Below are 22,695 nucleotides of genomic sequence, written 5' to 3'. Positions count from 1 at the left end.
CGTGGCGGATCGGATCGCCAAGCTCGCCCTCGGCACGGTGCAGTTCGGGCTCGGCTACGGCATCGCGAACCAGCGGGGCCAGGTCCCGCCCGACGAGGTTCGCGAGATCCTCGCGCACGCCCACGACGCAGGCGTGCGCACGCTCGACACTGCCATCGCATACGGCGAGAGCGAGCGCGTGCTCGGCGAGAGCATGCCGCCCCAGCACGCGTTCCGCGTCGTCACGAAGCTCCCGGCGAACACGCGCGGCGATGAGGTCGATGCGCGGCTTTCGGAATCGTACGCAAGGCTCGGCGTCACCCCGTACGCGGTGCTTCTCCACGACGTGGCGACGTTCCGGCGAGAGCCCGCCGTCCTCCAGGCGCTCGCGGAGCATCGCGCGCGAGGTGGGACGGCCCGCATCGGCGTGTCGTTCTACCGGCCCCAGGATCTCGAGGACGTGCTGCGGTCGGGAGCCCCGATCGATCTCGTGCAGGTCCCCTTCAGCGTCGTCGATCGCCGGTTCGAGCCCTTGCTCCCGGAGCTGCGCGCACGCGGCGTCGAGGTCCACGCGCGGTCGGTCTTCCTGCAAGGGTTGTTGACGCTGCCGGCAGAGCGGGTGCCGACGCGGCTCGAAGCAATCCTACCCACCCTCCGAGCGCTCGGGAGAGTCGCCGCCGACCTCGACGCGACGCCGATCGAGATCGCGCTCGCGTTCGTGCTGTCGCACGGCGGCATCGATGCCGCCGTCGTCGGCGTGGACGGAGTGGATCACCTTCGCGAGCACCTCCGGACCGCCGCCCGTCGGTTCGACGTAGGCGCGGTCGAGGACGCGACGCGCGGGCTCCCGCTCGACGACGAACGAATCCTCCTGCCGACGAACTGGAGCTGACGTGACGCTTCGACTCGGGATCCTCGGGCTCTCGGAGGGCAACGGTCACCCGTACTCGTGGTCGGCGATCTTCAATGGATACGACGCCAAGCACATGGCGTCGTGTCCGTTCCCTGCCATTCCGGCGTACCTTCGGCTCCGCAGATTCCCGGAGGAATCGCTCGGCGCTCTCGCGCGCGTCACGCACGTCTGGGCACAGGAACGCGCGATTGCAGAGGACGTCGCGCGCGCATCGCGCATCGCGCGCGTCGTGGACCGTCCCGAGCTGATGGTGGGCGAGGTCGACGCCGTACTGCTCGCGCGTGACGACGCAGCGCAACACGCAAGCCTCGCGCGGCCGTTCCTCGAAGCGGGGCTGCCCGTCTACGTCGACAAGCCGATCGCGCTCACCGAGCGCGACCTCGACGCGTTGCTCGCGATGCAGCGCTACGACGGTCAGATCTACTCGTGCTCGGCGCTGCGCTACGCGTCGGAGCTCCGTTGGGATCCGGCGAAGGTCGGCGAGCCGCGCCTCGTGCACGCGATCATCCCGAAGTACTGGGACACCTACGCGGTCCACGGGATCGAGACGGTCGTCGCCCAGCTCTCCGCCGCGTCGTGGGGCGACGCGCGAACGACCCGACACCAGCGTGGCCCTCTCGACCATCTCGACGTGACGCTTCCCGACGGGCTCGACGTCCGCTTCACGACGACGTCGTCGCTTCCTTCCGCGATCCGCATCCACGTGCTGGGGAACGCGGGCGACGCGTCGCTCGTGTTCTCCGACTCGTTCACCGCGTTCCGCGAAGCGCTCCGCGTGTTCGTGACGTCGATCACCGAGCGCACCATTCCGATCGCGCGCGACGAGACGCGAACGATCGTGCGGCTGATCGAGGCGGGGCGCCGATGAGCCTCACCATCGGCGTCGTCGGGCTGGGCTCGATCGGTCGTCGCCATGCGCGTTGCCTGAAGGACCTCGGTGTCGATCGAGTCCTCGCCCTGCGCAGCGGCCGTGGAGCGACGCGCGAGCTGCCCACCGACCTCTCGTTCGTGATCGAGGAGCGAGACGCCGATCGCTTCTGGTCGTCGTCGTTGGACGGTGTGATCGTCGCCACGCCCACGGCGCTGCACGGCGAGGCGCTCGCGCGCATCGCGTCGAGGCCCGGCCTCCCCGCGCTGGTCGAGAAGCCGCTCGTCGCGCACCGCAACGAGCTGTCCGAGGCGGTGATCGCAGCCGCCGATCGCATTCGCGTCGCGTACTGCCTGCGCTTCCACCCGCTCGTGCGCGCGGTGCACGACCTTCTCGCCCGCGAGGGTGCGCCGCTCGGTCGGATCGTGCGCGCGCAGCTGTCGTTCGGACAACACCTCCCCAAATTCCATCCCGATGCCGACTACCGCACCGAGTACTCGGCGCGTCGTGACCTCGGCGGCGGAGTGTTGCGGACGATCTCGCACGAGCTGGATCTCGTGCTGCACTGGATGGGTCGCCTCGTGAGCGTGACCGGCGATGTCGCACGTCTCTCCGATCTCGAGATCGACGTCGACGACAGCGTTGCTCTCGTGCTCCGAACACAGCGCGGCGCGCAGGTGATGGTGGATCTCGACTACCTCTCTCCGTCCTATCGCCGACACGGGTGGATCCAGGGCACCGGCGGGCGGCTCGATTATTCGTTCACCGACGGTGTCGTGCGATTCACGCCCTACGACGGTGCGGCGGTCGAGCTCCATCGCGCACCCGAAGTGCCCTTCGACTTCTATCGAGCGCAGATGATCGACTTCCTCGATTTCGTATCAGGTCGCGCGAGCACCGCAGCGACGCTCTCCGACTCACTCCATTTGCTCACGGTCATGGAGCTCGCCGAGCGTGCGCAGCTCGCGGAGGTCGTCGAATGAGCGCGCAGCGTCGGTTCGCGATCATCCCCGCGCGCGGCGGCTCGAAGCGCATCCCCCGCAAGAACGTCGTCGAGCTCGAAGGAAAGCCGCTGATCTCGTGGACGATCGACGCGGCACGCGAATGCGGTCTCTTCGATCGCATCATCGTCAGCACGGATGACGAGGAGATCGCCGAGATCTCGAGGCGATCCGGCGCGGAGGTCCCCTTCCTGCGCGAGGCGTACGCGGACGATCACTCCCCCGTGAGCCTCGCAACGGTCAGCGCGATCGAGCGACTGGCGGCCGAGGGGCTGGAGTGCGACGTCGTGGTCCAGCTCTTCGCGGCGTGCCCGCTGCGCAATGCAGCCGACATCCGCGATGGAGTGGAGCACTTCGAACGCTCCGGCGCGCGGTTCCAGATCTCGTGCTTCGACCTGGGATGGGCGCACGCATGGTGGGCAGTGCGGCTGGACGCGGAGGGCCGTCCCGCGCCGCTCTTCCCGTCGGAGCGCCTCAAGCGCTCTCAGGATCTCGAGTCGATCTACTGCCCGACCGGGGCGACGTGGATCGCGAGAACCGAAGCGCTCCTCGAAGCGCGCACGTTCTACGGGCCCGATCACCGGTTCCACGCGATGCCGTGGCATCGTGCGGTCGACATCGACGAGCCCGAGGACCTGCGCATGGCGTCCGCGCTCTATCGCGCGTACGGCCCGCTCGAAACGACGCGAGCCTGAACGGACCGCGGCGACCTCGTCAACCGACCGCCGCTCTCAGGCGCTGCACGAGCGGCGTCTCGATTCGTCGATGCACGACCACTGCGACGGCGAGGGATGTCGCCAGCACGACCGCTGCGAACATGATCGGGTGAACATCGGCGAACCCACCGAGCACTCGTCGCGACCTCATCAGAGCGAACACGACGGGATGCAGTAGGTAGACCGGATAGCTCACGTCACCGAGCACCTCCGCCGCGCGGGCCGCGCCTCCGCGCAGGTCGATCTCTGCAACGCTCGCCACGAGCAGCAGCGTGCACACCGCGATGAGCGTTCCACGGAGCCCGGTGAGGGAGTCGACCGAGCTCGCTCCGTGCGCGAACAAGAGCGGCGTCGCCGCGAGGATCGCAACGCCCGCCGCGACTCGCTCGTGCACGCGTCGGTTCGCCGTCGCGAGCCGTCGACGGCCGATCCACACACCGACCGCGAAGTAGCCGGCAAACGATCCGAATTGCGTGTAGCGAGACCAGCTCTCGACGAAGTCCGTCGACCCCGAAAGCAGCAGGTTGACGAAGACGATCTGGAGGACGACGAGCCCCGCGGCGAGGGCCGGATACCAGCGCTGTCGGGAGAGCGCGATCAGCAGTGGAAATAGAAGGTAGAAGACGAACTCGATCCCCAGGGACCATCCACCGACGACGATGGACGTGTCGCCTGGGTTTGCGAACGCGAAGAGGAACGTGACGTTCAACGCCGCTTTTCCGAGGAGCTCGTGGTCGAGCTGACCCGTGACGAGCGCGACGAGGACGACGTAGACGCAGATCGCAACGTACAACGGGGCCAGTCGCGCGTATCGCAACGCCAGGAATTTCGGAATCGAGTAGCCACGCGCGAAACGTCCGTCGTACGCGAGCGTCATGCTCGCGCCCGAGATCACGAAGAACGCGTACACGCCGTAGAGGCCGAGATTGTAGAGGTGCGCGAGGTCGAGCCAGCTCGCGAGGTGATAGATCGCCACGCCGAGCGCGCACACGCCACGAAGCAGATCAATCGAGAGGAGTCGTTTCGGAGGGGTTTCCATCAGGCACGCTGTCCGCTTCTCGGTGCGGCATCTCCGGCGGCTCGTGTGACGAGCCCGCACGTGAGATGCGGAGACGGCTCGTCGCATTCGAGCGCGTGAGCTCCAGAGCCGCCCCGTGCACGCGCACGGAACTCGTGCGGCTCAGCGTTCGCCGATGACCTTCGCAGGAACGCCACCGACGATCTGGTACGGAAGAACGTCGCGGCTGACGACCGCTCCCGCAGCGATGATGGCTCCGTCGCCGACGGTGGTGCCGGGCAGGATCACCGCGCCTGCGCCGACCCAGACATCGTCGCCGATCCGAACGCCGGTCCGCGTCACGTCCCAGGGCTGATCTTTCATCGGCTGAAGACGACTCGTCCCATGATTCGCAGCGACGATCGTGACGTGCTGCGAGATCAGACACTTCCGCCCGATCGTGATCGCACCACCCGCGGCGCGCAGATTGTTGTGCGAACCGACGTAGGTGTCGTCGCCGATCTCGAGATGGGAACCTCGGAATGCAGTCGGTCCCTGATCGTCACCGACGACGATGACGTTGTACTCGTAGATCAGCACGCGTTTGCCGAGACGGAGCCGACCCGGCCCACTGGCGATCGTCAGCAGCGTCGTCGGATGAACGTATCCTCCGGACAGCAGCCCTTCCGCCCGGTATCGAGCGGCACGCACCGCATACAAGGCTGGGTGAGCCAGCCGTCCCAACAGCGCAGACACGCTCACGCGTCCTCCATCCCGAATCGACGAACGGGCGCCCAGTCGAGCGTCATCAAAGCGTCTCGAAGCCGCTCTCCTGCGCGTCCATCCATCTTGTGGAGGAACTTCTCGATGAACGCGTCCTTGCGCGCTGCCTGCTCGCGCGCGAGCTCGGCTCGTCGCGAGATCAGTCGCTCGAGCGCGTCCCATGTGAAAGCGGCCGTCGCAGCGCCCGTCTCGACGAAAGACCTCGAAGGGAACTCATCGGGGTTCGGATGAATCTCGAGCGTCACGAGCGCGGTGTGAGGCATCGCTGCGAGCGGGATCTGCAGCGTCGAGAACGTGCCGAGGATCAGTCCGACACGCGGAAGCGCGTCCATGAGCCCGTCTCGATCGACGACCTCGATGCGAGGGTGTCCTCGCCACCGCTCCCAGGCGCCACTGCGATCCTCGGGATGCTGTTTGACCAACAGACGCAAATCGAACTTCTCGACGAGGTCGACGATACGGGCGACCCACGTCGTCCGGAAATCGTTCGTCCACCCGAACAAGCCGAGATTGTGGAACTGATGATCGATCAGGACCGCGAGCCGCGGGTCCACGTCCGCCGTCCGCGGCAGGAACTCGTCGAACTGCGGGAAACCGACCAGCTTCGTCGGCCAGCTACCCGGGATGCGATCGACGTCGCGGTGGTACGCCAGACACTGCTCGGAGAACGAGAGATACCCGTCGGGCCGTCGGATGTTCGCAGTCGACTGGAGCACTTCATAAGTCGCGCCCCGCAGGCCCACAGTCGCGAGATATCGGCCCAGAGCGGCTCGATGGACACCGGTCAGACGCGCCCAGGTCCCGAGTGCGAACCGATAATTCGCCAGCGTCGAAATCAGGCTAGGGCGACGCCGAGAGAACCGCTTCTGCGCCTGCTCGCGCAGGAACCTGCGCGCCAGCGGGTCCTCTGGCGAGAGACGAATACCGTGCTCGACGTGGATCGTGGGGATCGCTCGCGAGTGCGCCGCGATTCGTAGAGCGACCTGATTGAGCGAAGACACGTAGAAGAGCACGATCGCCGCGGGACGCGTGGAATCGAGCAGAGATTGTGCGCTCGTGTACTGCTCCCACGGGGTCACCGGCCCGTATGGCGCATATCGCTCCGGAGCGAGCGGCTCCGAGTACATCTGCGAGTACTCGACGAATTCCAGCTGTGCGACGGGACGCAGCTTGTCGAGCACGGCGAGGATGTCGGGCCGATTGATCGCCCCGGTCGCGAGGATCCGGACAGCCGCGTTGCTCTTCGAAGTCATCGATGATCAGCGAGGACGCCTGCCGTACCACGTGTGGCGAACCCAGGGGCGCTCGTCGGCTTCCCTGGACCACAGCTCGAAACCGGCGTCGGCCAGCAGCTGGCGGACCCCGTCGAAGGTGCGTCGCCAGTCGTGCGGGTCGGACTCCGGCGCGAGGAAGTCGTGACAGCTGATCGCCACCTGCCGCACGTTCGCGAGCGCCGCCCCCAGACCGCGCAGCGCGTCGAGCTCGGCTCCCTCGATGTTCATCTTCACGAGGTCGATCCGCTCGATGCCTCGCTCCCGCAGCAGCATCGCCAAGGGCCTTCCGGGCACGCGATGGGCGCCGGACGACGTGTCCGAGCGCACCTGGCTCTTGATGTGATCTTCCTCGTCGGTGATCGAGAGCTCGCACTCCTTCGCGGTCGCGGCAGCGGCGATCACCTCGACCTGACGAAGACCGTTGAGCACGACCGTGCGCTGCAGCGCGCGCGCGGTCTCGGGGTGGGCTTCGATGGCGAGCACGCGGCCGCCCGGACCCGCGAGCCGTGAGAACGTGAGGACCTCGGTGCCCACGCCCGCGCCGACGTCGACCACGACATCACCAGGGCTCACGGACAGCCCGTGGAGAAACGTGTCGCGAGCGACGGAGTCGATCGTGTCGAGAAGAGTCGTGTCGATGACGCGATTGACGAGATAGCCATCGACGAACCGATGCACCCAGAGTCCCTTCTCCGGCGTGACCCAGACTCCCCGGCCGCGCCTGAGCAGGCTGTAGACGCTCACTCCGCCGCCGAGAACGCCCCGGAGCCCACGGCGATCGAGTAGGCGAAAGGCCGCCTTTCGGACGGGCAGCGTCTTGTCGATCATCCTCTGAAGGGACATTGGCTCCTCGCTCATACCCGAGCTCCGCCGTTCTCGGCAGAGCGACTCACAATCATCGAGCGACGCGACACCGCCTCTCGAAGGTGATGCTGATAATCCGCGGCCATTCGCGCGGCAGAAAGGCGCTCGATCGCGTCGCGGCGCGCTTCTGCGCCCAGCGACGTGCGCCGCTGCGGATCCGCGATCAGGCCCGCGACGACGGAGGCGAGCTCGGGAGCCCGACCCGAGGTGAAGAGCACGCCGCTGCGCCCATCGTCGATCAACAGATCCATCCCCGTGATGCGCGTGGCCACGACGGGCAGCCCGGTCGACATCGCCTGCATCACGGACGTGCTCATCGTCTCGGCCAGGGACGAATGGACATAGATGTCGGAGGCGTGGAGCAGCTTCACGACGTTCGTCTCGTCGAGCACGCCCGGCGTCGTGATCACGTCGTCGAGCCCACGGCTCGTGACGAGCGCTCGAATCGAGCCGAGCGTCTCCCCGTCACCGGCGAGCACCACCCTCAGCCGAGCACGCAGATTGGCATCACGCGCGAGGAGAGACTCGACGGCGGAGACGATCGTCGCGTGGTCACGCTGCGGCGTGAAGCGCGAGAGCATGGACACGACGACGCGACTCGAGTCCCCGATGGCGCGGGGAGCGGGTCGAAAACGCTCGGTGTCGATGCCGTTCGGAATGACGGTCGTGCGTGCGAGATCGACCGCACGACCGAAGCGCGCGCGAACCTCGGCCCGAAACACCGGCGTGAGGAACACGACGGAATCGGACACGGCGAGGCTCGTCGCGAGCGCAACCCACTCCCTGCGCTCTTTCGCTGCGTTCGGAGTGTGATCGACCACGACGAAGGGAACGCCCGTCGACAGCCGATGCGCGAGCGCAGCAGGCATCGTGGTCGTCGAGTGGACCAGCACGACCTCGGGGCGTCGCGCGCGGAGATCGGCGAGGACGGACCGCAACGACTGAGGGTCGAGACCCGGGCGCTTCGTCACGCCGGTCCACGCGACGTGTCGAGCGCGGCAGAGCTCGACGTGCTCGGAGCGCGGCGGGTCGGTGCCGAAGAACGTGACCGAGTGCTGCAGCTGAGGCGTGCTCCCGATCAACGAGAGCGCGACACTCGCGTGACCGCCCAATCCCCCGAAGAGAATCTGGTGCAGGCGGAAACCGCTCGGCAGCTTCGCGTCGTTCGTCACGCGGGGCCCCGATGTGCAGGAAGCGCCCCGGGCGTCGCGAGGACCCGAGCCAGCGCGAACGCCGACGCAGCCGTGAGAACCGCGGCGCCGCCCCACAGGACGGCCGGCGTCGAGTCCGTCGCGTAGCTCGCCGCGACATAGGCGAGGAACAGACCACTCAGCATCGTGCTCCTCGGCATCCCCGCGGCGCGCATCAACCCCGTCCTGACGACGAAGACGTGCGCGATCGCCTGCTGCGAGAACTTCCACGCGATGACTCCGACGGTGATGCCCACCGGACCGATCCATCGGAACCCGGCGTAGGCCCCGGCGAGGCCGAGCCCGATCGACGTCAACGTCATCAACGGAAGGAAACGAGTCCGCTTGTGGAAGAAGAGCGGCATCGAGAAATAGAGATAGCGGACCCGGAACAGGTGCGCGAACGCGAGGAACGGCAGATACGGAAGCGACGCCGAGTACTCCTCGCTGCCGAGCCAGGTCACGACCGGACCGGCGCACGTGAGAGCGATGCAGAGCAGGACCACCTGGATCGCGAACAGGCCTTCGTAGATGCGCTGGAGCTCCTGATCCACGCGCGCGTCTCCGGCGGACCACCCGCGATAGATGCGCGGCACGATCGCGGGCGAGACAGCGTTCGCGAGAATGTCGGCGGGCGAGATGATCGTCACCGCCAGCACGTAGACGGCGAGGGTCTCGAGATCCGTCCACCGCTCGAAGATCAGGCGATCGCCGAGGAAGAGCAGGTGATTCAACAGCGAATAGACGACGATCGGAACTCCGTACTCGAGCAGCTCTCGCAACTGCGACACACGGAATCGCAGAGGTAGACTCGACGCGAGGACGACGAGCGCGGGCAACGCACCTGCGAGGTACCCGAGCGCGCGCCCGGAGATCGCGCCTTCCGCGCCACCGTCCAGCGAGGCGACGGCGACGTAGGTGCCGATCGTTCCTCCGGCGAACGGCAGGAGACTGGCGAGCGCCGCCATGCGCAGGTTCTCCGCGTTCCGGAAGGCGAGGAACGCGAGCTGCTGCAGCATCGCCCCGCCGACCGAGACGGCGATCCACCAACCGTACGGTTGGAACGCAAGCGACGGCCAGGCGAGCTCGTAGAGCCGCGGCCCGCATGCGAGCGCGAGGATCGCGGCGAGCGCCGTGCTGAGGGTGACGCCCGCCAGCACGGTCCCGAGGAGCCGGCCGCCGCCTTCGCGCCCTGCGTTGTGCTTCTCGAAATAGAACCGGCCGTACGCGTCGGGCAGCCCGAGCCCGGTCACGAGCAGCGTGAACGTGTATGCGACGTTGGCCAGCCCGACGAGGCCGTACTCCTCGACCGACAGGTGCCGCAGGTAGATCGGCACGACGACGAGGTTCGTCGCGACCGGCACGAAGCCGAGGAGCGTATAGGTCCCGATCGACCTGAGGAGCGCGAGCCTGCGCATCGAGGGGCGTCGATCCGACCAGGCTCAGGCGTCCGCGCCCGACGAAGCGCCGAGCGGCTCGCCATCGCGCTGCGCAGCGGTCACGAGCGGCGCCGCCTGCAGCGAGGGCCGCGACTCGCGGACCATCGCTCGCCACGACGTGTCGCGCGCGAGGATGTGCGCGGCGACCTCGCCCGTGAGCTGGAGGAGCGGCTCGATCTCGGTGCTGGACGACGCCAGGTCGGGGTCGACGAAGAAGCGGAGACGCCACGTGAGCTCGTCGACGTTCCACACGTACTCGTACGAGTTCGGATGCGCGACCTTTTCGTGCGAGTCCTGCCAGCTCCACAGGACCTGCTCGTCGCGCACGAGCTCGCACTTCACGAAACCATCCACCTCCAGCACGACCGTCGCGATCCGCGAGAGATACTCGGAGGCCGTGGTGTGGCTCCCGGCGAGCGCGAGCGCGATGCGATTGCGGACCTGCGATTTCGCGACGTCCGACGACGCCTCGCGCACCACGCGCAGGCGGAAGTACCCAGCGAAGCGCGCGCTCGCGAGCACGACGAGGACCGCTGCGAGAAGCGCGAGACCGACCTGCCAGTCCTTGCCGAACGCCGCAGCGATCGCCGCGACACAGGTCAACACGCTGATCGCGTAGAGGAGCAACACCACGCGACGGTGGGTGAACCCGAGGTCGAGCAGTCGATGGTGAATGTGGCCGCGATCGGCGGAGAAGATCGGTCGGCGCTCGAGGAAGCGCCGCAGCATCGTGAACAGCGTGTCCGTCAGAGGCACGCCCAGCGCGACGACGGGCACCAGCAGCGCGACGACGGTGCTCTCCTTCTGCCGCCCGCTGAGCAACGCGGAAGCCCCGAGGACGTACCCGAGGAACATGCTTCCCGTGTCCCCGAGGAACACCGTCGCGGGGTTGAAGTTGTAGTAGAGGAACGCGAGCACCGACGCACCGAGCGCCACGTTCAGCACGGCTGCGAGATGGTTCTCCGTGGTGAGCGCGACGATCGTGTTGGTGATCGCGGCGAAGAACACCATCCCGCTCGCGAGGCCGTCGAGACCGTCGATGAGGTTGATCGCGTTCACGAACGCGAGGATCCATCCGACGCTCATCACGTAGCTCGCGACGGGCGCGAACTCGAAGCTACCGATCCACGGTAGATCGAAGGCCTCGATCCGCGCGCCCGCCGCCCACGCGATGCTCGCGGCGACGCTCTGGAAGGCGAGCTTCTTCTTCGCTCCGAGCGCCCGCACGTCGTCGACCGCGCCGACGCCAGCGAGCAACAGTCCGCCCACCAGGAAGCCGACGATCGGCGTCGGCGCGCCCGCGAACGCGCGCCCCTCGTGGGCGTCCCACGCCGCGACGCACCCGAGCGCCGTGACGTACCCCGCCACGACGGCCAGACCTCCCATGCGTGGGGTGGCCTTGGTGTGAACCCGGCGCCCTCCGGGTTGGTCGACGGCTCCGAGCCTTCGGCCGAGGGCCCGAGCCGCAGGAGTCGCTATCCCGGCAACCACGAGTCCGACGCCCGCGGCGATGACAAGATCCGTCCACATCTCGGCGCTCTCGTTCGTTGCAGCCGGTCAGCGAGGATTCACGGAGGAGGACCGAACGGAACCATGCTGGGGTTCCATGGTCAAGCAGCCGGCGCGGCGGCTGCAAGCCGCTCGCCTCTCGCGCATCGCGTCGCACGCTCGTAGAAGGCGATGGTCTCGCGCGTCATCCGTTCGCGCGTGAAGTACGAGCGAAGCCTGTGCGCCCCGCCTGCTCGCAGCCGCTCGCGCAGCGCCGCATCCGCGAGCAGCCCGTTCACGGCACGCGCATAGGCGTCGATGTCGTAGGGGGGAACCAGCAGACCGGTCTCGTCGTGGGCGAGGATCTCGTTCGACGCCGGCACGTCGAACGCTACGACGGGCGTGCCGGCCGAGAACGCCTCGAGGAACACGACGCCCAGGCCCTCCGAGATCGACGGCACCAGCACGACGTCGGAAGCGGCCATGAAAGCGGCAGCGTCCGGGCGATAGCCCGTCATCACCACGCTCTCGGAGAGACCTCGTGACGCGATCGACGCGCGGATCTCGGCTTCCAGCGGTCCCGAGCCCACGATGACCAGCTTCGCGCTCGGATGTGCGCGACGTATGCGGACCATCGCATCGAGCGCATGGCGATGGCCCTTGAAGCCGACGAGGCGCCCCACCATCGTGATCTGCGGTGTCCCGAGACGATGCTCGGGTCGGGGCTGCGTCGGCGCGGCCGCGAAGTCGAACCCGTAGTGGATGACCTCCATCTCGGGCCGGGCGATGCCGGACTCGACGAAGAGCCGGCGAAGGCCACGGGAGATGGCGTACGACGCGGTGACCTGCGACTCGGCGACCCAGCACGCAGTCCGATACGCGTTGCGCGGAACGCGCCGCGGGTCGAAGCCGTGCTCGTTCGTGTAGCTCTCCTCGTAACCATGCTTCGTCGAGACGCGCGCGACGCGTCGCGGCAGCGCAGGACGCGCGAGCGCGCCGACGAAGTCGGCGTGGACGAGGTGCGTGTGCAGCACGTCGACTCGCTCGTCACGCACGAGGCGAGCGAGGCCGAGCACGTCGCTCGCGCGCGGTACCCGGCCGAGCGGGAGCACGTAGAACGGAACGTCGGCCGCGCGGAGTCGGCGGTACATCTCGTCGTTGCGCGAGCGGTCGGCATCCGTCACGAGCGCGGCGAAGCGAGCGTCGACCCCTGCGGCGCGGAGCGCAGGCAGGATCTCGAGCAGATACCGCTCCGAACCCGCCATTCCTCCGAGCTTCTGAACGTGCAGTACCTTCACTCTCCCACTCTCCCGGCGACGCCGTGCTCTCGTGGCGACACGCTCGCAACACGCGGCCACGCATCGCCGAGCATCTCGCGATAGAGCGCGAGATGCGATGCGACGATCGCTCCTCGTCCGAACCGTTCACGCGCGCGCTGCGCCGCTCGTCGCCCCATCTCCTCGAGCCGCGTTCGATCCGACAGTGCATCGGCGATCGCGTCGGCGAGCGCTGACGCGTCCCGCGCGGGGACGCGCCAACCACACGCGTCGTCGACGACGTCGCGACAGCCGGGCACGTCGGTCGTCACGCACGCGCGACCGACCGCGCATGCTTCCGCCAGCGCGAGCGGGAAGCCCTCGCGGTACGAAGGCAGAACGACGAGGCTCGCTTGCGCCAGCACCTCCGGCATGTCGGTGCGGTGGCCCCAGGCCTCGATCACACCGTCGTCGACCCAACGCCGCACTCGTGCCGGAGGAACGCTCGCCGGGTTCGTCGAGCCCCCTCCGACCAATGCGAACCGCGCGCGCACGCCTCGCGCTCGCAGAGAGCGCGCCGCGTCGACGAACTCACCGACTCCCTTGTCCCAGAGCAATCGCGCAGGAAGAAGGACGACCGGAGTCTCGGCGCGGTCGGGCGGGCGCTCGGTGAATCGCGCGAGATCCACGCCCGATCCCGGGATTCTCAGCACGCGATCGGCGTCGACGAGCCCTCTCGACACGAAGAGCGCCTCGTCATCGGCGTTCTGGAATACGACGCGCACACGGGGCCCCGACAGGGCCACTCGGTAGGCGCTCTCGACGCCGCCGCGGAGCACGCGGGCGGAGAGGCGCTTCGACAAGAAGACGAAGCCGAGACCGCTGATCGCGTTCACCACTGCGCGCACGCCCGTGAGCTTCGCCGCGATCGATCCGTAGAGAACGGGCTTGATGGTGACGTGATGCACGAGCGTCGGGCGCTCGCGTGCGTAGAGCTCGACGAGACGCGCGACCGTCCGAGCGTCGCGCGTCGGCGAGCGCCCGCCTCGATCGAACGGAAGCTCCACGGTCCGGAGCCCGTGCGACTCGATCGACGATCGCGCTCCGCCCGGACCCGCCGCCACGACGACGTCGAACCCGGCGTCGCGCGCGGCCGTTCCGATCTCCAGACGGTGTGAGACGAAGAACGCGTCTTCGTTCACGACGAACAAGAGCTTCGGTCTCATGCGGCGGCCTGGCTCCCCTGATCGATTGGAGAGCTCGTCGCAGAATCGTCAGCGAACTCGCTGCTCGCGCGCTGGCGCCGCCGATCACGCACCGCGAGCACCGAGCCGAGCATCACGATCGGAATGCGCTGTCGGAGCATCAGGCCCACGTTGGCCATCGTCGTGGCGTACGCGACGGTGAGCGGGATCAGGACGACGAGGAACATCACCAGCGTCCCGCGGTCCTCGCGCCACATCACGCGCGCCGCGCGCGCGCCGCGATAGAAGAAGAAATACCAGATGAAGGCGTCGATCTTGCCGCCGTGGAATCCGATCGATCCCGACTGCCAGGGGAACGGCGAGAAGAGCGTGTAGAGCAATCGGAGCGGGAACGAGACCCACGGGTTCGAGTCGTCGAAGCGAACCCCCGAGCCGCCCTGCGCGTTGTAGTCCCGCGCGTTCGCCGACGTGGCGGTCTCGAACGTGTCGAGCCCGACTTCGATCGCTTCGTCCGCGGCGCTCGTCAGACCGATGATCGCCACCGCGGCGGCGAACGCGAACGCGAGAGCGATGACGGCCCGCGCGGCAGAGCCCGAGCGGATCCCGAGCAGGCTCAAGACCAACGGCGCGCTCACCAAGAACACTAGATAGAACCGCACGTACCAAGTGCCGAACAGGCACACGATGCCGATGCAGAGGTCGGAGATCGTGAAGCGCTCCGCCAACCGGAAGGCAGACACGACGGCGGTGACGACGAGCAGCGCCGAGATGCCGTCCTTGAAGAGGTCGGCAGTGTGGAAGACGAAGCCTGGACTGAAGAGCATGGCGGCCCCGACGAGACGCGAGTCCGCGCTCGATCCGCCGATGGTCACGCCGAGACGAACCAGCTGCAGGCACGTCATGCACGCGACGAGCGCGTTGATCGCGACGCAGCCCATGCGCGACATCTCGCCACCATTCAAGTAGTGGACGAGCGCATAGACGTTGACTGCGAGCATCGCATTGCGCGCCTGAGGGATGTTGATCTGGTCGGCGGTGATGAACGACGGATAGCCCTGACCGAACCAGATCTGCGTGACGATCCCCGACGCGAGCTCGTAGAACCCCGCGTCCGCGGTGTTCGAAGCGCCGTGCGAGAACAGCGGCACTTCTCGGAGGAACACTGCCGCGCCCATTCGGATCAGGAATCCGAAGAGCATCACGATGCCGAACTTCCGCGCGTCCTCCGGCGGGAGCACGGCCTGGGGCGCGAGGTAGACGACGACGGCGAAGACGAAGCTCAGCAGGACGGCGATCACGCCGAGCTCCTCGCGAACGGATCTCTCGCCTCCGCGCGTACGCCTCGCTCGATCTCCCGCTGCCACGCCGCGAATGCGAGCACGTCCCAGAGCGCGAGACCGGCGTCGGCTGCGCCCTCCTGATGCGCCTGCCAGCGCGCACGCACGAGCCGCGCATCGAGCCCTGCGGACTCGAGCGACTTCGCGTCCAGCAGGGACTCGGCCCAGTCGCGCAGCGGACCGCGGAGCCACGCGCCGACGGGCACGCTGAACCCGGTCTTCGGGCGCTCGAACACGTCACGCGGAAGTCGCTTGGCGAGCAGCTCGCGGAGGGCCCATTTGCCCTTCCCGTCGCGGATCTTCATCCGCATCGGAACACGCCACGCGAGCTCGACGACACGGTGGTCCAGGATCGGAACCCGCGCCTCGAGCGCGACTGCCATGCTCGCACGGTCGACCTTCGTGAGGATGTCGTCCGGCAGGTACGCGGCAGCATCCCGGAGCATCAGCGCATGTGCCGCGTCGAACGTACGCCCGGCGTGCACGGCCTCGTCGGGTGTCAGCACGTCGAGCACGGGCGAGGGCCACCACTGCCGACGCAGAGCGGCGTACATCTCGTCGATCGAGCCCGTGCGCAGCACGCGAGCACCCTTGTGCAGCTTGTCGCCGACGAGCCGCACTGGCGGCAGCGGAGGACTGAGGTGCGCGTGGATGGAGTCCCACGCGCTCGTCGGCAGCAGCTCCAGCGCTGCCGCTGCGACCCGGCGCGCGGCACGCGGGACCGACTGGACGCGCGCGAGGCGCGGTGCCCACAGGTACCGGTTGTACCCGCCGAAGAGCTCGTCTCCGCCGTCGCCCGAGAGCGCGACCGTGACGTCGTTGCGCGCGAGACGCGAGACGAGGAACGTCGGGATCTGCGAGCTGTCGGCGAACGGCTCGTCGTAGATCGAAGCCAGCTGCGGCACGATCTCGCGGGCCTCGGCGTCGCGGACGGTGAGCGCCGTGTGCCGGGTCCCGAGGCGACGCGCGACCTCCGACGCGAACGCCGACTCGTCGTACGCCGCGTCCGTGCTGCCGATCGAATACGTGCGGAGCGGCGCGCTCGAGAGCTCTTGCGCGATCGCGACGACCAGCGAGGAGTCGATGCCTCCCGAGAGGAACGCGCCGAGCGGCACGTCCGACAGGAGGCGCAGGCGCACCGCGTCCCGGAGCGTCTCCTCGATGCGCTCCAGGATCTCCGGCTCGGAGTCGCGGAGCGGATCCCGAAGTCCGTCGTGTGCGACGTCCTCCACGCGCCAGTAGCGCGTCGCTTGGGGATCGCGCTGCGGCGCGCGGAACGTCAGGATCGTCCCGGGCTCGAGCTTGCGCGCGGCGCGGTGGATCGAGAGCGGTGCCGGGACACAGCTCGTCTCGAAGTACGCGGTGAGCGCTTCGCGATCGATCGTCGTGTCGAACTCGGGGTGCGTCCGCAGCGCGCGCAGCTCCGAGCCGAAGAGCAGATCGCCGCGCGTCGTGCGCCCCCAGTAGAGCGGCTTGATGCCGAGGCGATCGCGCACGAGCTGCAGCGTGCGCGCCTCGCGATCCCACAGCGCGATCGCGAACATCCCGACGAAGCGCGAGAGCGCGCCCTCGAGGCCCCAGCGCTCGATCGCGGCGAGCAGCGTCTCGGTGTCCGACGTGCCGCGGAACGCAACGTCGGGGAGCTCCGCACGAATGCGCAGATGGTTGTAGATCTCGCCGTTGAACACGACGACGTAGCGGCCCGAGGCCGACACCATCGGCTGATGCCCGAGCGGCGAGAGGTCGAGGATCGACAGGCGTCGCTGGCCCAACACGAGCCCGCACGTCGTCTCCTCCCACTCGCCCGCGTCGTCAGGACCGCGATGCGCGATCGAATCGCGAATGACCGCGGCCCGCGCGCGGAGCGCATCCCCTCGCCCATCGATCGACCAGATCCCCGAGATGCCGCACATCGGTCGGCTCAGGCACGAGGACGGCGCTCGTCGCCATCCGGATCGCTGGGGCGTTCCTCGGTGGAGGCGGTCTCGTCCGAGACGTAGTAGCCGCCCTTCGACTGGTAGTAGTAGTTGTAGTAGCCGTTGCCGCCGCCGTAGCCGCCACCCGACCGCGGGTCGAACCCGTTGACGATCGCGCCGACGACGTTCGCGCCGACGTCGCGGAGCTGCTGCAACACCGCCCGCACTGCATGTCGCGTCGTCTCGCGGACGCGCGCGACCACGACCATGCCGTCCACCTGCGGTCCGAGCACCGCTGCGTCGATCACCGCGCCGAGCGGCGGCGAGTCGCAGATCACCAGGTCGTACTCGCGTCGCGCTTCGTCGAGGAGCTCCTTGAAGCGCTCACGGTGCAGCAGCTCCGCCGGGTTGGGCGGGATCGGGCCGGACGGAATGACGTGGACACCCGGGACGCTCGTGCTCTGCACGATCGAGCGCATGTCGTTCTGTCCGGCGATGTAGCTCGTGAGCCCGACACGATTCGCCACGCCGAACGCGCGATGCACGCGCGGACGCCGGAGGTCGGTGTCGATCACGAGCACGCGCTTGCCGCTCTGCGCCAGCGACACCGCGAGGTTCGCCGTGACGGTGGTCTTCCCCTCGCGTGGGTTCGCGCTCGTGACTGCGAGCGTGTGCAGCTTCTCGCCTTCCATGAAGACGAGGTTCGTTCGGATCGTTCGGAAGTTCTCGGCGACCGCGGAGAGAGGCTGGTGATGCGCGATGAGGTCCCTGCTGCTGGTGCCCTGCACGACGGTCGCGCGCCGCCTCGGGCGCTGCGTCCCGTTCTTGCGCGCGTCCGGCTCGGCCATCAGAGGCAGCACGCCGAGCACCGTCGCACCGAGCTCCGCGATCTGATCCGGTGAGCGCAGGCGCGTGTCGAGCTGCGCGAGGCCGAATGCGAGGGCGAGGCCGAGCGCGAGCCCCAGCGCCAGGCCGATGCCGACGTTCGTCGTCGTCCGCGGGCTCACGTGGCTCGTCGGAACGAGAGCGCGATCGACCATGCGAACGAAGGTCGTGCGGAGCGCGCGCGTGATGTCCGCTTCCGTCGTCCGCTGCAGGACGACCTCGTAGAGCTTCGCGCTGTTCTCTCGCTCGCGGTTCAGGCGCGAGTACTCGATCTCGCGCAGATTCAGCTCGAGACCGGCCTCCTGCGCTTGGTCCACCGCGGTGCGCAGTCCCGCTTCGAGCGTGGTCGCCTCGCGGACGTCCGCTTCCGCCGAGCGGAGGATCGCCTCGGTCTCTCGTCGCAGCTGGTCGCGGAGCGTACCGATCTCGGCGTCGAGCTCGGTCATGCGCGGATGACGCGCGCCGTAGCGCTCCTGCAGCCCCGTGCGCTCCGCGATCTTCGTGCGGAGCGCGCCGTGGAGCTCCTGCACGGTCGTGCTGTCGGTCAGCGCGCTCGCTTGCGCCTCGATGTCGTCGCTGGCGAGCAGCGCCCGGAGCCGCGCGAGGCGCGCCTGGAGGGCGATGCGGTTCGCACGCGCTTCGGTGAGCGCCGTGTTGAAGTGCTCGATCTCCGCCGCGACGAGGTTCCGCCGGTCCTCGAGCGAGACCGACAGGATGTTGTGATCGAGCTTGAACTCGTGGAGCGCGAGCTCCGATCGATCGAGCTGCGTCCGCAGGTTGTCGAGCTGCCCGCCGAGCCACTCGAGGGAGCTCACCGTCGCTCCCATGCGGTCCTCGAGCGTCTTCTCGATGTAGACGTCGGCGATCGTGTTCGCGATCAGCGCGGCACGATCGGGACGCGTGTCCCGGACCTTCAGATAGACGAGCCTCGTGCCCTGCACGGACTCGATGGTCAGGCGGCTCTGCAGGAGCGCTGCGGCCGTCTCGACGGACATCCCGTCCCAGCTCGCGGGAACCGAGCTCGGGTCGGTCAAGAACGTGCGGTCGCGGTGCAGCTCGAGGCGCTGGACGACCCGTTCGGCGACGAGCCGGCTGCCGAGGATGCGCTCCTGCGTCGCGAAGAACTCGCGGCTCAGCCAGAAGTTCGTCATCGGCGTCGCGACATCCTCGATGTCGCGGCCGAGAGGACGCGGCGGGTTCGGATCGAACTCGATCGTGCACGCCGCCTCGTAGATCCTCGGCTGGCGCACGCTCCACGCCGCCGCCGCGGCGGTGACGCCGGCGCCGATCAGCAGCACCAGCCACCAATAGCTGCGGAGCCCGCGCAGGATCTCGCCGAGATTGGCCGCAGACGCACGAGGCGCCCGCGCCGCGCTATTCGGCTTGTCGGGGGAGGCGCTCATCCGCGACCGGCGGCGAAGGTGTTCTCGTTCGAGACACGAGTCAAGCAACCCTGAGTTGCGGGAATCTCGGGGATCATTCGATTCCGGGCCGAGCACAGGCGGCGCTGGTGCTCCCATCGCGCCGACAGATCTCCATGCGCGCGCGGCGCGCTCGCGCGATGTCTCCCATCTCGTCCGAGAGGCTCGCGATCTGGTCGAGCGCCCGCGAGCTGGGATCGGCGCGGTGCGCCTCCTCGAGCGCACGGAGCGCGCGGCCGTCGTTCCCGAGCTGGCGTTCGAGGCGCGCGAGCACCATCCGGGCCGCGGCCACTCGAGCCGGCGCGCCCGAGGCGCTCGCCACCAGATCTCGGACTGCGTCGCGCATCCCGTCGGCGTCGCCTGCCGCGGCGCGGGCCTCGGCGAGCCGGCGCAGCCGCTCGTCCTCGCCCTCGGGACGCACTCCGAGCTGCTCGAGCACCGTGGCCGCTTCCGCGGCCCGGTGGAGCGCGAGGAGCGCGTCCGCGCGGACGAAGGTCACTTGCTGGCCAGGGGGGCCGGAGAGTCCTTCGAGCTCGCGGATTGCGTCGGCTGCCCGCCCATCGGCAATCGCCCGCCGAGCGCGACGCACGTGGGGGCCCTCGAGCCCCGACGCGACCAGCGCATCGTCCAGCTGCGACACGACCCCGTCCGGGAGCCCCGGACAAGCCGCGAGGGCATCGAGGAGCGCGGAATCATCTCCCAGCACGCGGATGGCGACCGACGGGTCAGGTCTCGCGGCGAGCACGTCACAACCGACCCGCGGGGCCACGGCCGGGAGCCGATCGCGTACCTCGCGCACCTCGAGCCACGCCTGCTCGAACGCGCGCCTTCGCGTCAGCCACCGAGCGGCGATCCGATGCGGCTCGTGCCAGCCCGGCGCGAGACGCATCGTCTGGTTGAGCCAGAGCGCCACCCGCTCGTCGCCGCGCCGCGCGGCGGCATGCGCGCCGAGCAGCGTGAACACGGGCTCGCTGGGATGGGCGCGGACCGCGTCGGCGATCCGCGCATCGAAGCTCTCGAAGTCGCCACGACGGAGCGCGCTCACGAGCTCGCTCTGGAGCAGGCGTTGATCGAGCGAGACGATGCTCGGACCGAGCGCGAGGACACCGACGAGCGTCGCGGCGGCGAGCGCACCGAGCGTCCGCGACGAGATCGCGACCGAGACGTCGGCCTCCTCGCGGCGCGCAGACGGCGCAATCGCCGCCGCGAGCGCGGTCGTCGCGACCATCGCGATGCCCGGCATCTCGAGCGCGAAGTCGACGAGATCGTGTGTCGCGATGGACGCGACCGATGCGAGCGCGCCCATCTGTGCCGGGGAGCGCGCCGCGAGCGCCCCTCGAGCCCAGGCGGCCGCGAGTGTGACGAGCAGCGCGACGCCGACGATCAGGCCCCACTCACTAGTCCATTGGACGACGATGTTCTCGGGGTGATCGATGCGCTCGTCGGTGCCGAAGAGCCGTACGAAGGCAGCGCTGAACGCGCCGCGCCCGACCCCGAGCCACGGGTGCGTCAGCGCGAGCTCGAGGCCGCGCGATGCCAGTCGGAGCTTCTCGTACGAGCCCCGCTCCACCTCGTGGCGCACCCAGTCGAGCACCAGCGCGACACCGACCACCGCTGCCATCGCGAGGACCGCGAGGCCGCCGAGCGATGCGAGGACGACACGCCGAGAGAGCGCGCGCCGTCGGGCGAACATGAGCACGGCGAGCGTGAGGACCCCGACCACGAGCGACGCGATCCCGCCACGAGATGCGCAGACCACGGCAACGCCAGCACTGATCGCGGCGGAGACGAACCAGCCGATCCGCGCCGGCCGTGCGCGCGCATCGAGGCCCGCGGCGAGCGAGAGCGGCACGCCCATCGCGACGAACCCGGAGAGATGGTTCGGATTGAGCAGCGGCCCGATCAGCGGGGTGTTCCACCACGGCTCCGGGAACACCCCGAACGGCGCCCTGAGATCGAGCGTGACGTGCGCGAGCGACACGAGCGCCACGAGCAGCGTCGACGTCGCTCCCAACCGAACGATCCACTCACGCTGCCCGCGACTGCAGAGGATGGTGGCGCTCGAGAATGCGCAGAGGATCGCGAGCCCGACGAGGACCTGCGACCGGGTGGCGATCTCCGACGCGGAGAGCGGCCACCACGAAGGGACACCCATTCCGAGGGCTGCGATCGACGCGCGCGCGTCGACGCCCTCGGGCGAGAAGCGATCGGAGAACGCGGTCGGGAGCGGCACCGCCTGCAGGACGGTGAGCGAGAGTGCGGCGGCGACCGCGATCGCGACCCCGCGAGGCACGACGAACGACCCGCTCGAGGTCGCAGCGAGCAACCAAACCCCGGTCGATGCCGCAGCGCCCGCGAGCAACACGATCGCGAGGAGCGCCCACGGCGTCGCCCCGCCCATGAGCTCGGGCGCGACGACGATCAGACCGGCGATCGCTGCCAGGGCGACGCGCTCGCGCCGTCCGCGGTCGTTCCGAGAGCGCATGCGCGGGTCCGAGGGGCGCCCCACGCGAGCCTCAGAAGATGCGCTCCGGGACGTAGATGATGTCTTGCGCCTGGACCGCGAAGTCTCCCTCGCGCCCCGACGTGATGGCGTCGACGGGAACCGCGAACCGGCGAGTCTCGCCGCTGACGCGCCTGGACACCGTCGTGCCATCGCGGTTGGCGAGGCTGGTGAAGCCACCGGCGAGGCTGATCGCCTGCACGACGGTCAGGCCGCTCTGCATCGGGAAGCTCCCCGGGTTCCGCACCGCGCCCAGCACCGAGATCCGCTTGGAGTTGTACTCCTGCACGAACACGGAGACCTGCGGGTTCACGAGGTATCCGTCGTCGCGCAGCCGACCCTCGACCAGATCGGCGATCTCGTAGGGCTCGAGCCCCGCGACCTCCATCCGTCCGATGAACGGGTAGTCGATCGTGCCGTCCTGCGCGACACGGTACGTCCCGGAGAGCTCTTCCTCGCCGAAGACGCGCACGTCGAACACGTCGCTGGCCCCGAGCGTCGTGTCCTCTTCACCGCTGGTCGGCGGCCGCTCGATCCGGCCGGAGGGGCCGCACGACGCCGTGAAGAGGCAAACCGCGACGAACGCGAACGAACGCATCGAGCCCGAAAGATGCATCGGAACGAAGATCTGTTCAGGGCCGGAGCGCGGATCCGCCGAGC

17 protein-coding genes and 1 pseudogene are annotated in these 22,695 nt (G+C 68.8%); 4 read left to right on the top strand and 14 right to left on the bottom strand.

Features of this window, described 5'->3' with window-relative positions; translation table 11 throughout:
* The first annotated feature begins 1 nt into the window (after position 1).
* From I5071_RS11440 to I5071_RS11425, 4 genes are read left to right on the top strand one after another with little or no spacing between them, the layout of a single operon-like run.
* Positions 2 to 871, top strand: coding sequence for an aldo/keto reductase (locus I5071_RS11440; RefSeq protein WP_236605462.1), 870 nt, complete (start codon positions 2 to 4; stop codon positions 869 to 871).
* Position 872: 1 nt separating this feature from the next.
* Positions 873 to 1,760: a Gfo/Idh/MocA family oxidoreductase gene (locus I5071_RS11435; protein WP_236605461.1), complete on the top strand. Its 888-nt coding sequence runs from the start codon at positions 873 to 875 to the stop codon at positions 1,758 to 1,760.
* Entirely contained in the window at positions 1,757 to 2,743 is a 987-nt protein-coding gene (locus tag I5071_RS11430; protein WP_236605460.1) for a Gfo/Idh/MocA family protein, read from the top strand. Before I5071_RS11435 ends, I5071_RS11430 begins: the two co-directional genes overlap by 4 nt.
* On the top strand, positions 2,740 to 3,456 hold the full coding sequence (locus I5071_RS11425; RefSeq protein WP_236605459.1) for a cytidylyltransferase domain-containing protein: 717 nt from the start codon (positions 2,740 to 2,742) through the stop codon (positions 3,454 to 3,456). The genes I5071_RS11430 and I5071_RS11425 overlap by 4 nt, the downstream gene beginning before the upstream one ends.
* 19 nt (positions 3,457 to 3,475) lie before the next feature.
* Here the strand turns inward: I5071_RS11425 and I5071_RS11420 are convergent, their stop codons facing one another.
* The 14 genes and pseudogenes from I5071_RS11420 to I5071_RS11355 form a co-directional block, all read right to left on the bottom strand.
* Positions 3,476 to 4,516: an acyltransferase family protein gene (locus tag I5071_RS11420; RefSeq protein WP_236605458.1), complete on the bottom strand. Its 1,041-nt coding sequence runs from the start codon at positions 4,514 to 4,516 to the stop codon at positions 3,476 to 3,478.
* Positions 4,517 to 4,660: 144 nt separating this feature from the next.
* Positions 4,661 to 4,816: pseudogene (locus tag I5071_RS46975) on the bottom strand (DapH/DapD/GlmU-related protein); the annotation flags it as partial.
* A 416-nt stretch (positions 4,817 to 5,232) separates the two neighbouring features.
* Positions 5,233 to 6,510 carry a hypothetical protein gene (locus I5071_RS11410; RefSeq protein ID WP_236605457.1) on the bottom strand — a complete coding sequence of 426 codons (1,278 nt, stop codon included), beginning with the start codon at positions 6,508 to 6,510 and terminating at the stop codon, positions 5,233 to 5,235.
* 6 nt (positions 6,511 to 6,516) lie between these two features.
* Positions 6,517 to 7,359, bottom strand: a complete 843-nt coding sequence (locus I5071_RS11405; RefSeq protein ID WP_236605456.1) for an FkbM family methyltransferase — start codon at positions 7,357 to 7,359, stop codon at positions 6,517 to 6,519.
* Between the two features lie 26 nt (positions 7,360 to 7,385).
* On the bottom strand, positions 7,386 to 8,567 hold the full coding sequence (locus I5071_RS11400; RefSeq protein WP_236607635.1) for a glycosyltransferase family 4 protein: 1,182 nt from the start codon (positions 8,565 to 8,567) through the stop codon (positions 7,386 to 7,388).
* Complete coding sequence (locus I5071_RS11395) at positions 8,564 to 10,003, bottom strand: lipopolysaccharide biosynthesis protein (RefSeq protein ID WP_236605455.1); 1,440 nt, start codon at positions 10,001 to 10,003, stop codon at positions 8,564 to 8,566. The genes I5071_RS11400 and I5071_RS11395 overlap by 4 nt, the downstream gene beginning before the upstream one ends.
* A gap of 24 nt (positions 10,004 to 10,027) precedes the next feature.
* Positions 10,028 to 11,392 carry an MraY family glycosyltransferase gene (locus tag I5071_RS11390; protein WP_236605454.1) on the bottom strand — a complete coding sequence of 455 codons (1,365 nt, stop codon included), beginning with the start codon at positions 11,390 to 11,392 and terminating at the stop codon, positions 10,028 to 10,030.
* A gap of 242 nt (positions 11,393 to 11,634) precedes the next feature.
* Positions 11,635 to 12,777, bottom strand: a complete 1,143-nt coding sequence (locus I5071_RS46585) for a glycosyltransferase family 4 protein (protein WP_268921221.1) — start codon at positions 12,775 to 12,777, stop codon at positions 11,635 to 11,637.
* Positions 12,778 to 12,806: 29 nt separating this feature from the next.
* Entirely contained in the window at positions 12,807 to 13,994 is a 1,188-nt protein-coding gene (locus tag I5071_RS11380; protein ID WP_236605452.1) for a glycosyltransferase family 4 protein, read from the bottom strand.
* On the bottom strand, positions 13,991 to 15,271 hold the full coding sequence (locus I5071_RS11375; RefSeq protein WP_236605451.1) for a hypothetical protein: 1,281 nt from the start codon (positions 15,269 to 15,271) through the stop codon (positions 13,991 to 13,993). The genes I5071_RS11380 and I5071_RS11375 overlap by 4 nt, the downstream gene beginning before the upstream one ends.
* Positions 15,268 to 17,223: an asparagine synthase (glutamine-hydrolyzing) gene (asnB, locus tag I5071_RS11370; protein ID WP_236605450.1), complete on the bottom strand. Its 1,956-nt coding sequence runs from the start codon at positions 17,221 to 17,223 to the stop codon at positions 15,268 to 15,270. The genes I5071_RS11375 and asnB overlap by 4 nt, the downstream gene beginning before the upstream one ends.
* A gap of 8 nt (positions 17,224 to 17,231) precedes the next feature.
* Positions 17,232 to 19,514: a GumC family protein gene (locus I5071_RS11365; RefSeq protein ID WP_236605449.1), complete on the bottom strand. Its 2,283-nt coding sequence runs from the start codon at positions 19,512 to 19,514 to the stop codon at positions 17,232 to 17,234.
* 73 nt (positions 19,515 to 19,587) lie between these two features.
* Complete coding sequence (locus tag I5071_RS11360) at positions 19,588 to 22,017, bottom strand: O-antigen ligase family protein (RefSeq protein ID WP_236605448.1); 2,430 nt, start codon at positions 22,015 to 22,017, stop codon at positions 19,588 to 19,590.
* A 31-nt stretch (positions 22,018 to 22,048) separates the two neighbouring features.
* Complete coding sequence (locus tag I5071_RS11355) at positions 22,049 to 22,633, bottom strand: polysaccharide biosynthesis/export family protein (protein ID WP_236605447.1); 585 nt, start codon at positions 22,631 to 22,633, stop codon at positions 22,049 to 22,051.
* Positions 22,634 to 22,695 lie beyond the last annotated feature (62 nt).

The organism is Sandaracinus amylolyticus, from assembly GCF_021631985.1.
GTDB lineage: Bacteria > Myxococcota_A > Polyangia > Polyangiales > Sandaracinaceae > Sandaracinus > Sandaracinus amylolyticus_A.
This window is presented reverse-complemented; position numbering and strand designations above follow the sequence as displayed.

Excerpts from the sequence above, each read along its gene's own strand:
- I5071_RS11380 (WP_236605452.1), bottom strand. The coding sequence starts at position 13,994 with ATGAGACCGAAGCTCTTGTTCGTCGTGAACGAAGACGCGTTCTTCGTC.
- I5071_RS11360 (WP_236605448.1), bottom strand. The coding sequence starts at position 22,017 with ATGCGCTCTCGGAACGACCGCGGACGGCGCGAGCGCGTCGCCCTGGCA.
- asnB (WP_236605450.1), bottom strand. The coding sequence starts at position 17,223 with ATGTGCGGCATCTCGGGGATCTGGTCGATCGATGGGCGAGGGGATGCG.
- I5071_RS11355 (WP_236605447.1), bottom strand. The coding sequence starts at position 22,633 with ATGCGTTCGTTCGCGTTCGTCGCGGTTTGCCTCTTCACGGCGTCGTGC.
- I5071_RS11410 (WP_236605457.1), bottom strand. The coding sequence starts at position 6,510 with ATGACTTCGAAGAGCAACGCGGCTGTCCGGATCCTCGCGACCGGGGCG.
- I5071_RS46585 (WP_268921221.1), bottom strand. The coding sequence starts at position 12,777 with ATGGCGGGTTCGGAGCGGTATCTGCTCGAGATCCTGCCTGCGCTCCGC.
- I5071_RS11420 (WP_236605458.1), bottom strand. The coding sequence starts at position 4,516 with ATGGAAACCCCTCCGAAACGACTCCTCTCGATTGATCTGCTTCGTGGC.
- I5071_RS11430 (WP_236605460.1), top strand. The coding sequence starts at position 1,757 with ATGAGCCTCACCATCGGCGTCGTCGGGCTGGGCTCGATCGGTCGTCGC.
- I5071_RS11395 (WP_236605455.1), bottom strand. The coding sequence starts at position 10,003 with ATGCGCAGGCTCGCGCTCCTCAGGTCGATCGGGACCTATACGCTCCTC.
- I5071_RS11405 (WP_236605456.1), bottom strand. The coding sequence starts at position 7,359 with ATGATCGACAAGACGCTGCCCGTCCGAAAGGCGGCCTTTCGCCTACTC.
- I5071_RS11425 (WP_236605459.1), top strand. The coding sequence starts at position 2,740 with ATGAGCGCGCAGCGTCGGTTCGCGATCATCCCCGCGCGCGGCGGCTCG.
- I5071_RS11365 (WP_236605449.1), bottom strand. The coding sequence starts at position 19,514 with ATGAGCGCCTCCCCCGACAAGCCGAATAGCGCGGCGCGGGCGCCTCGT.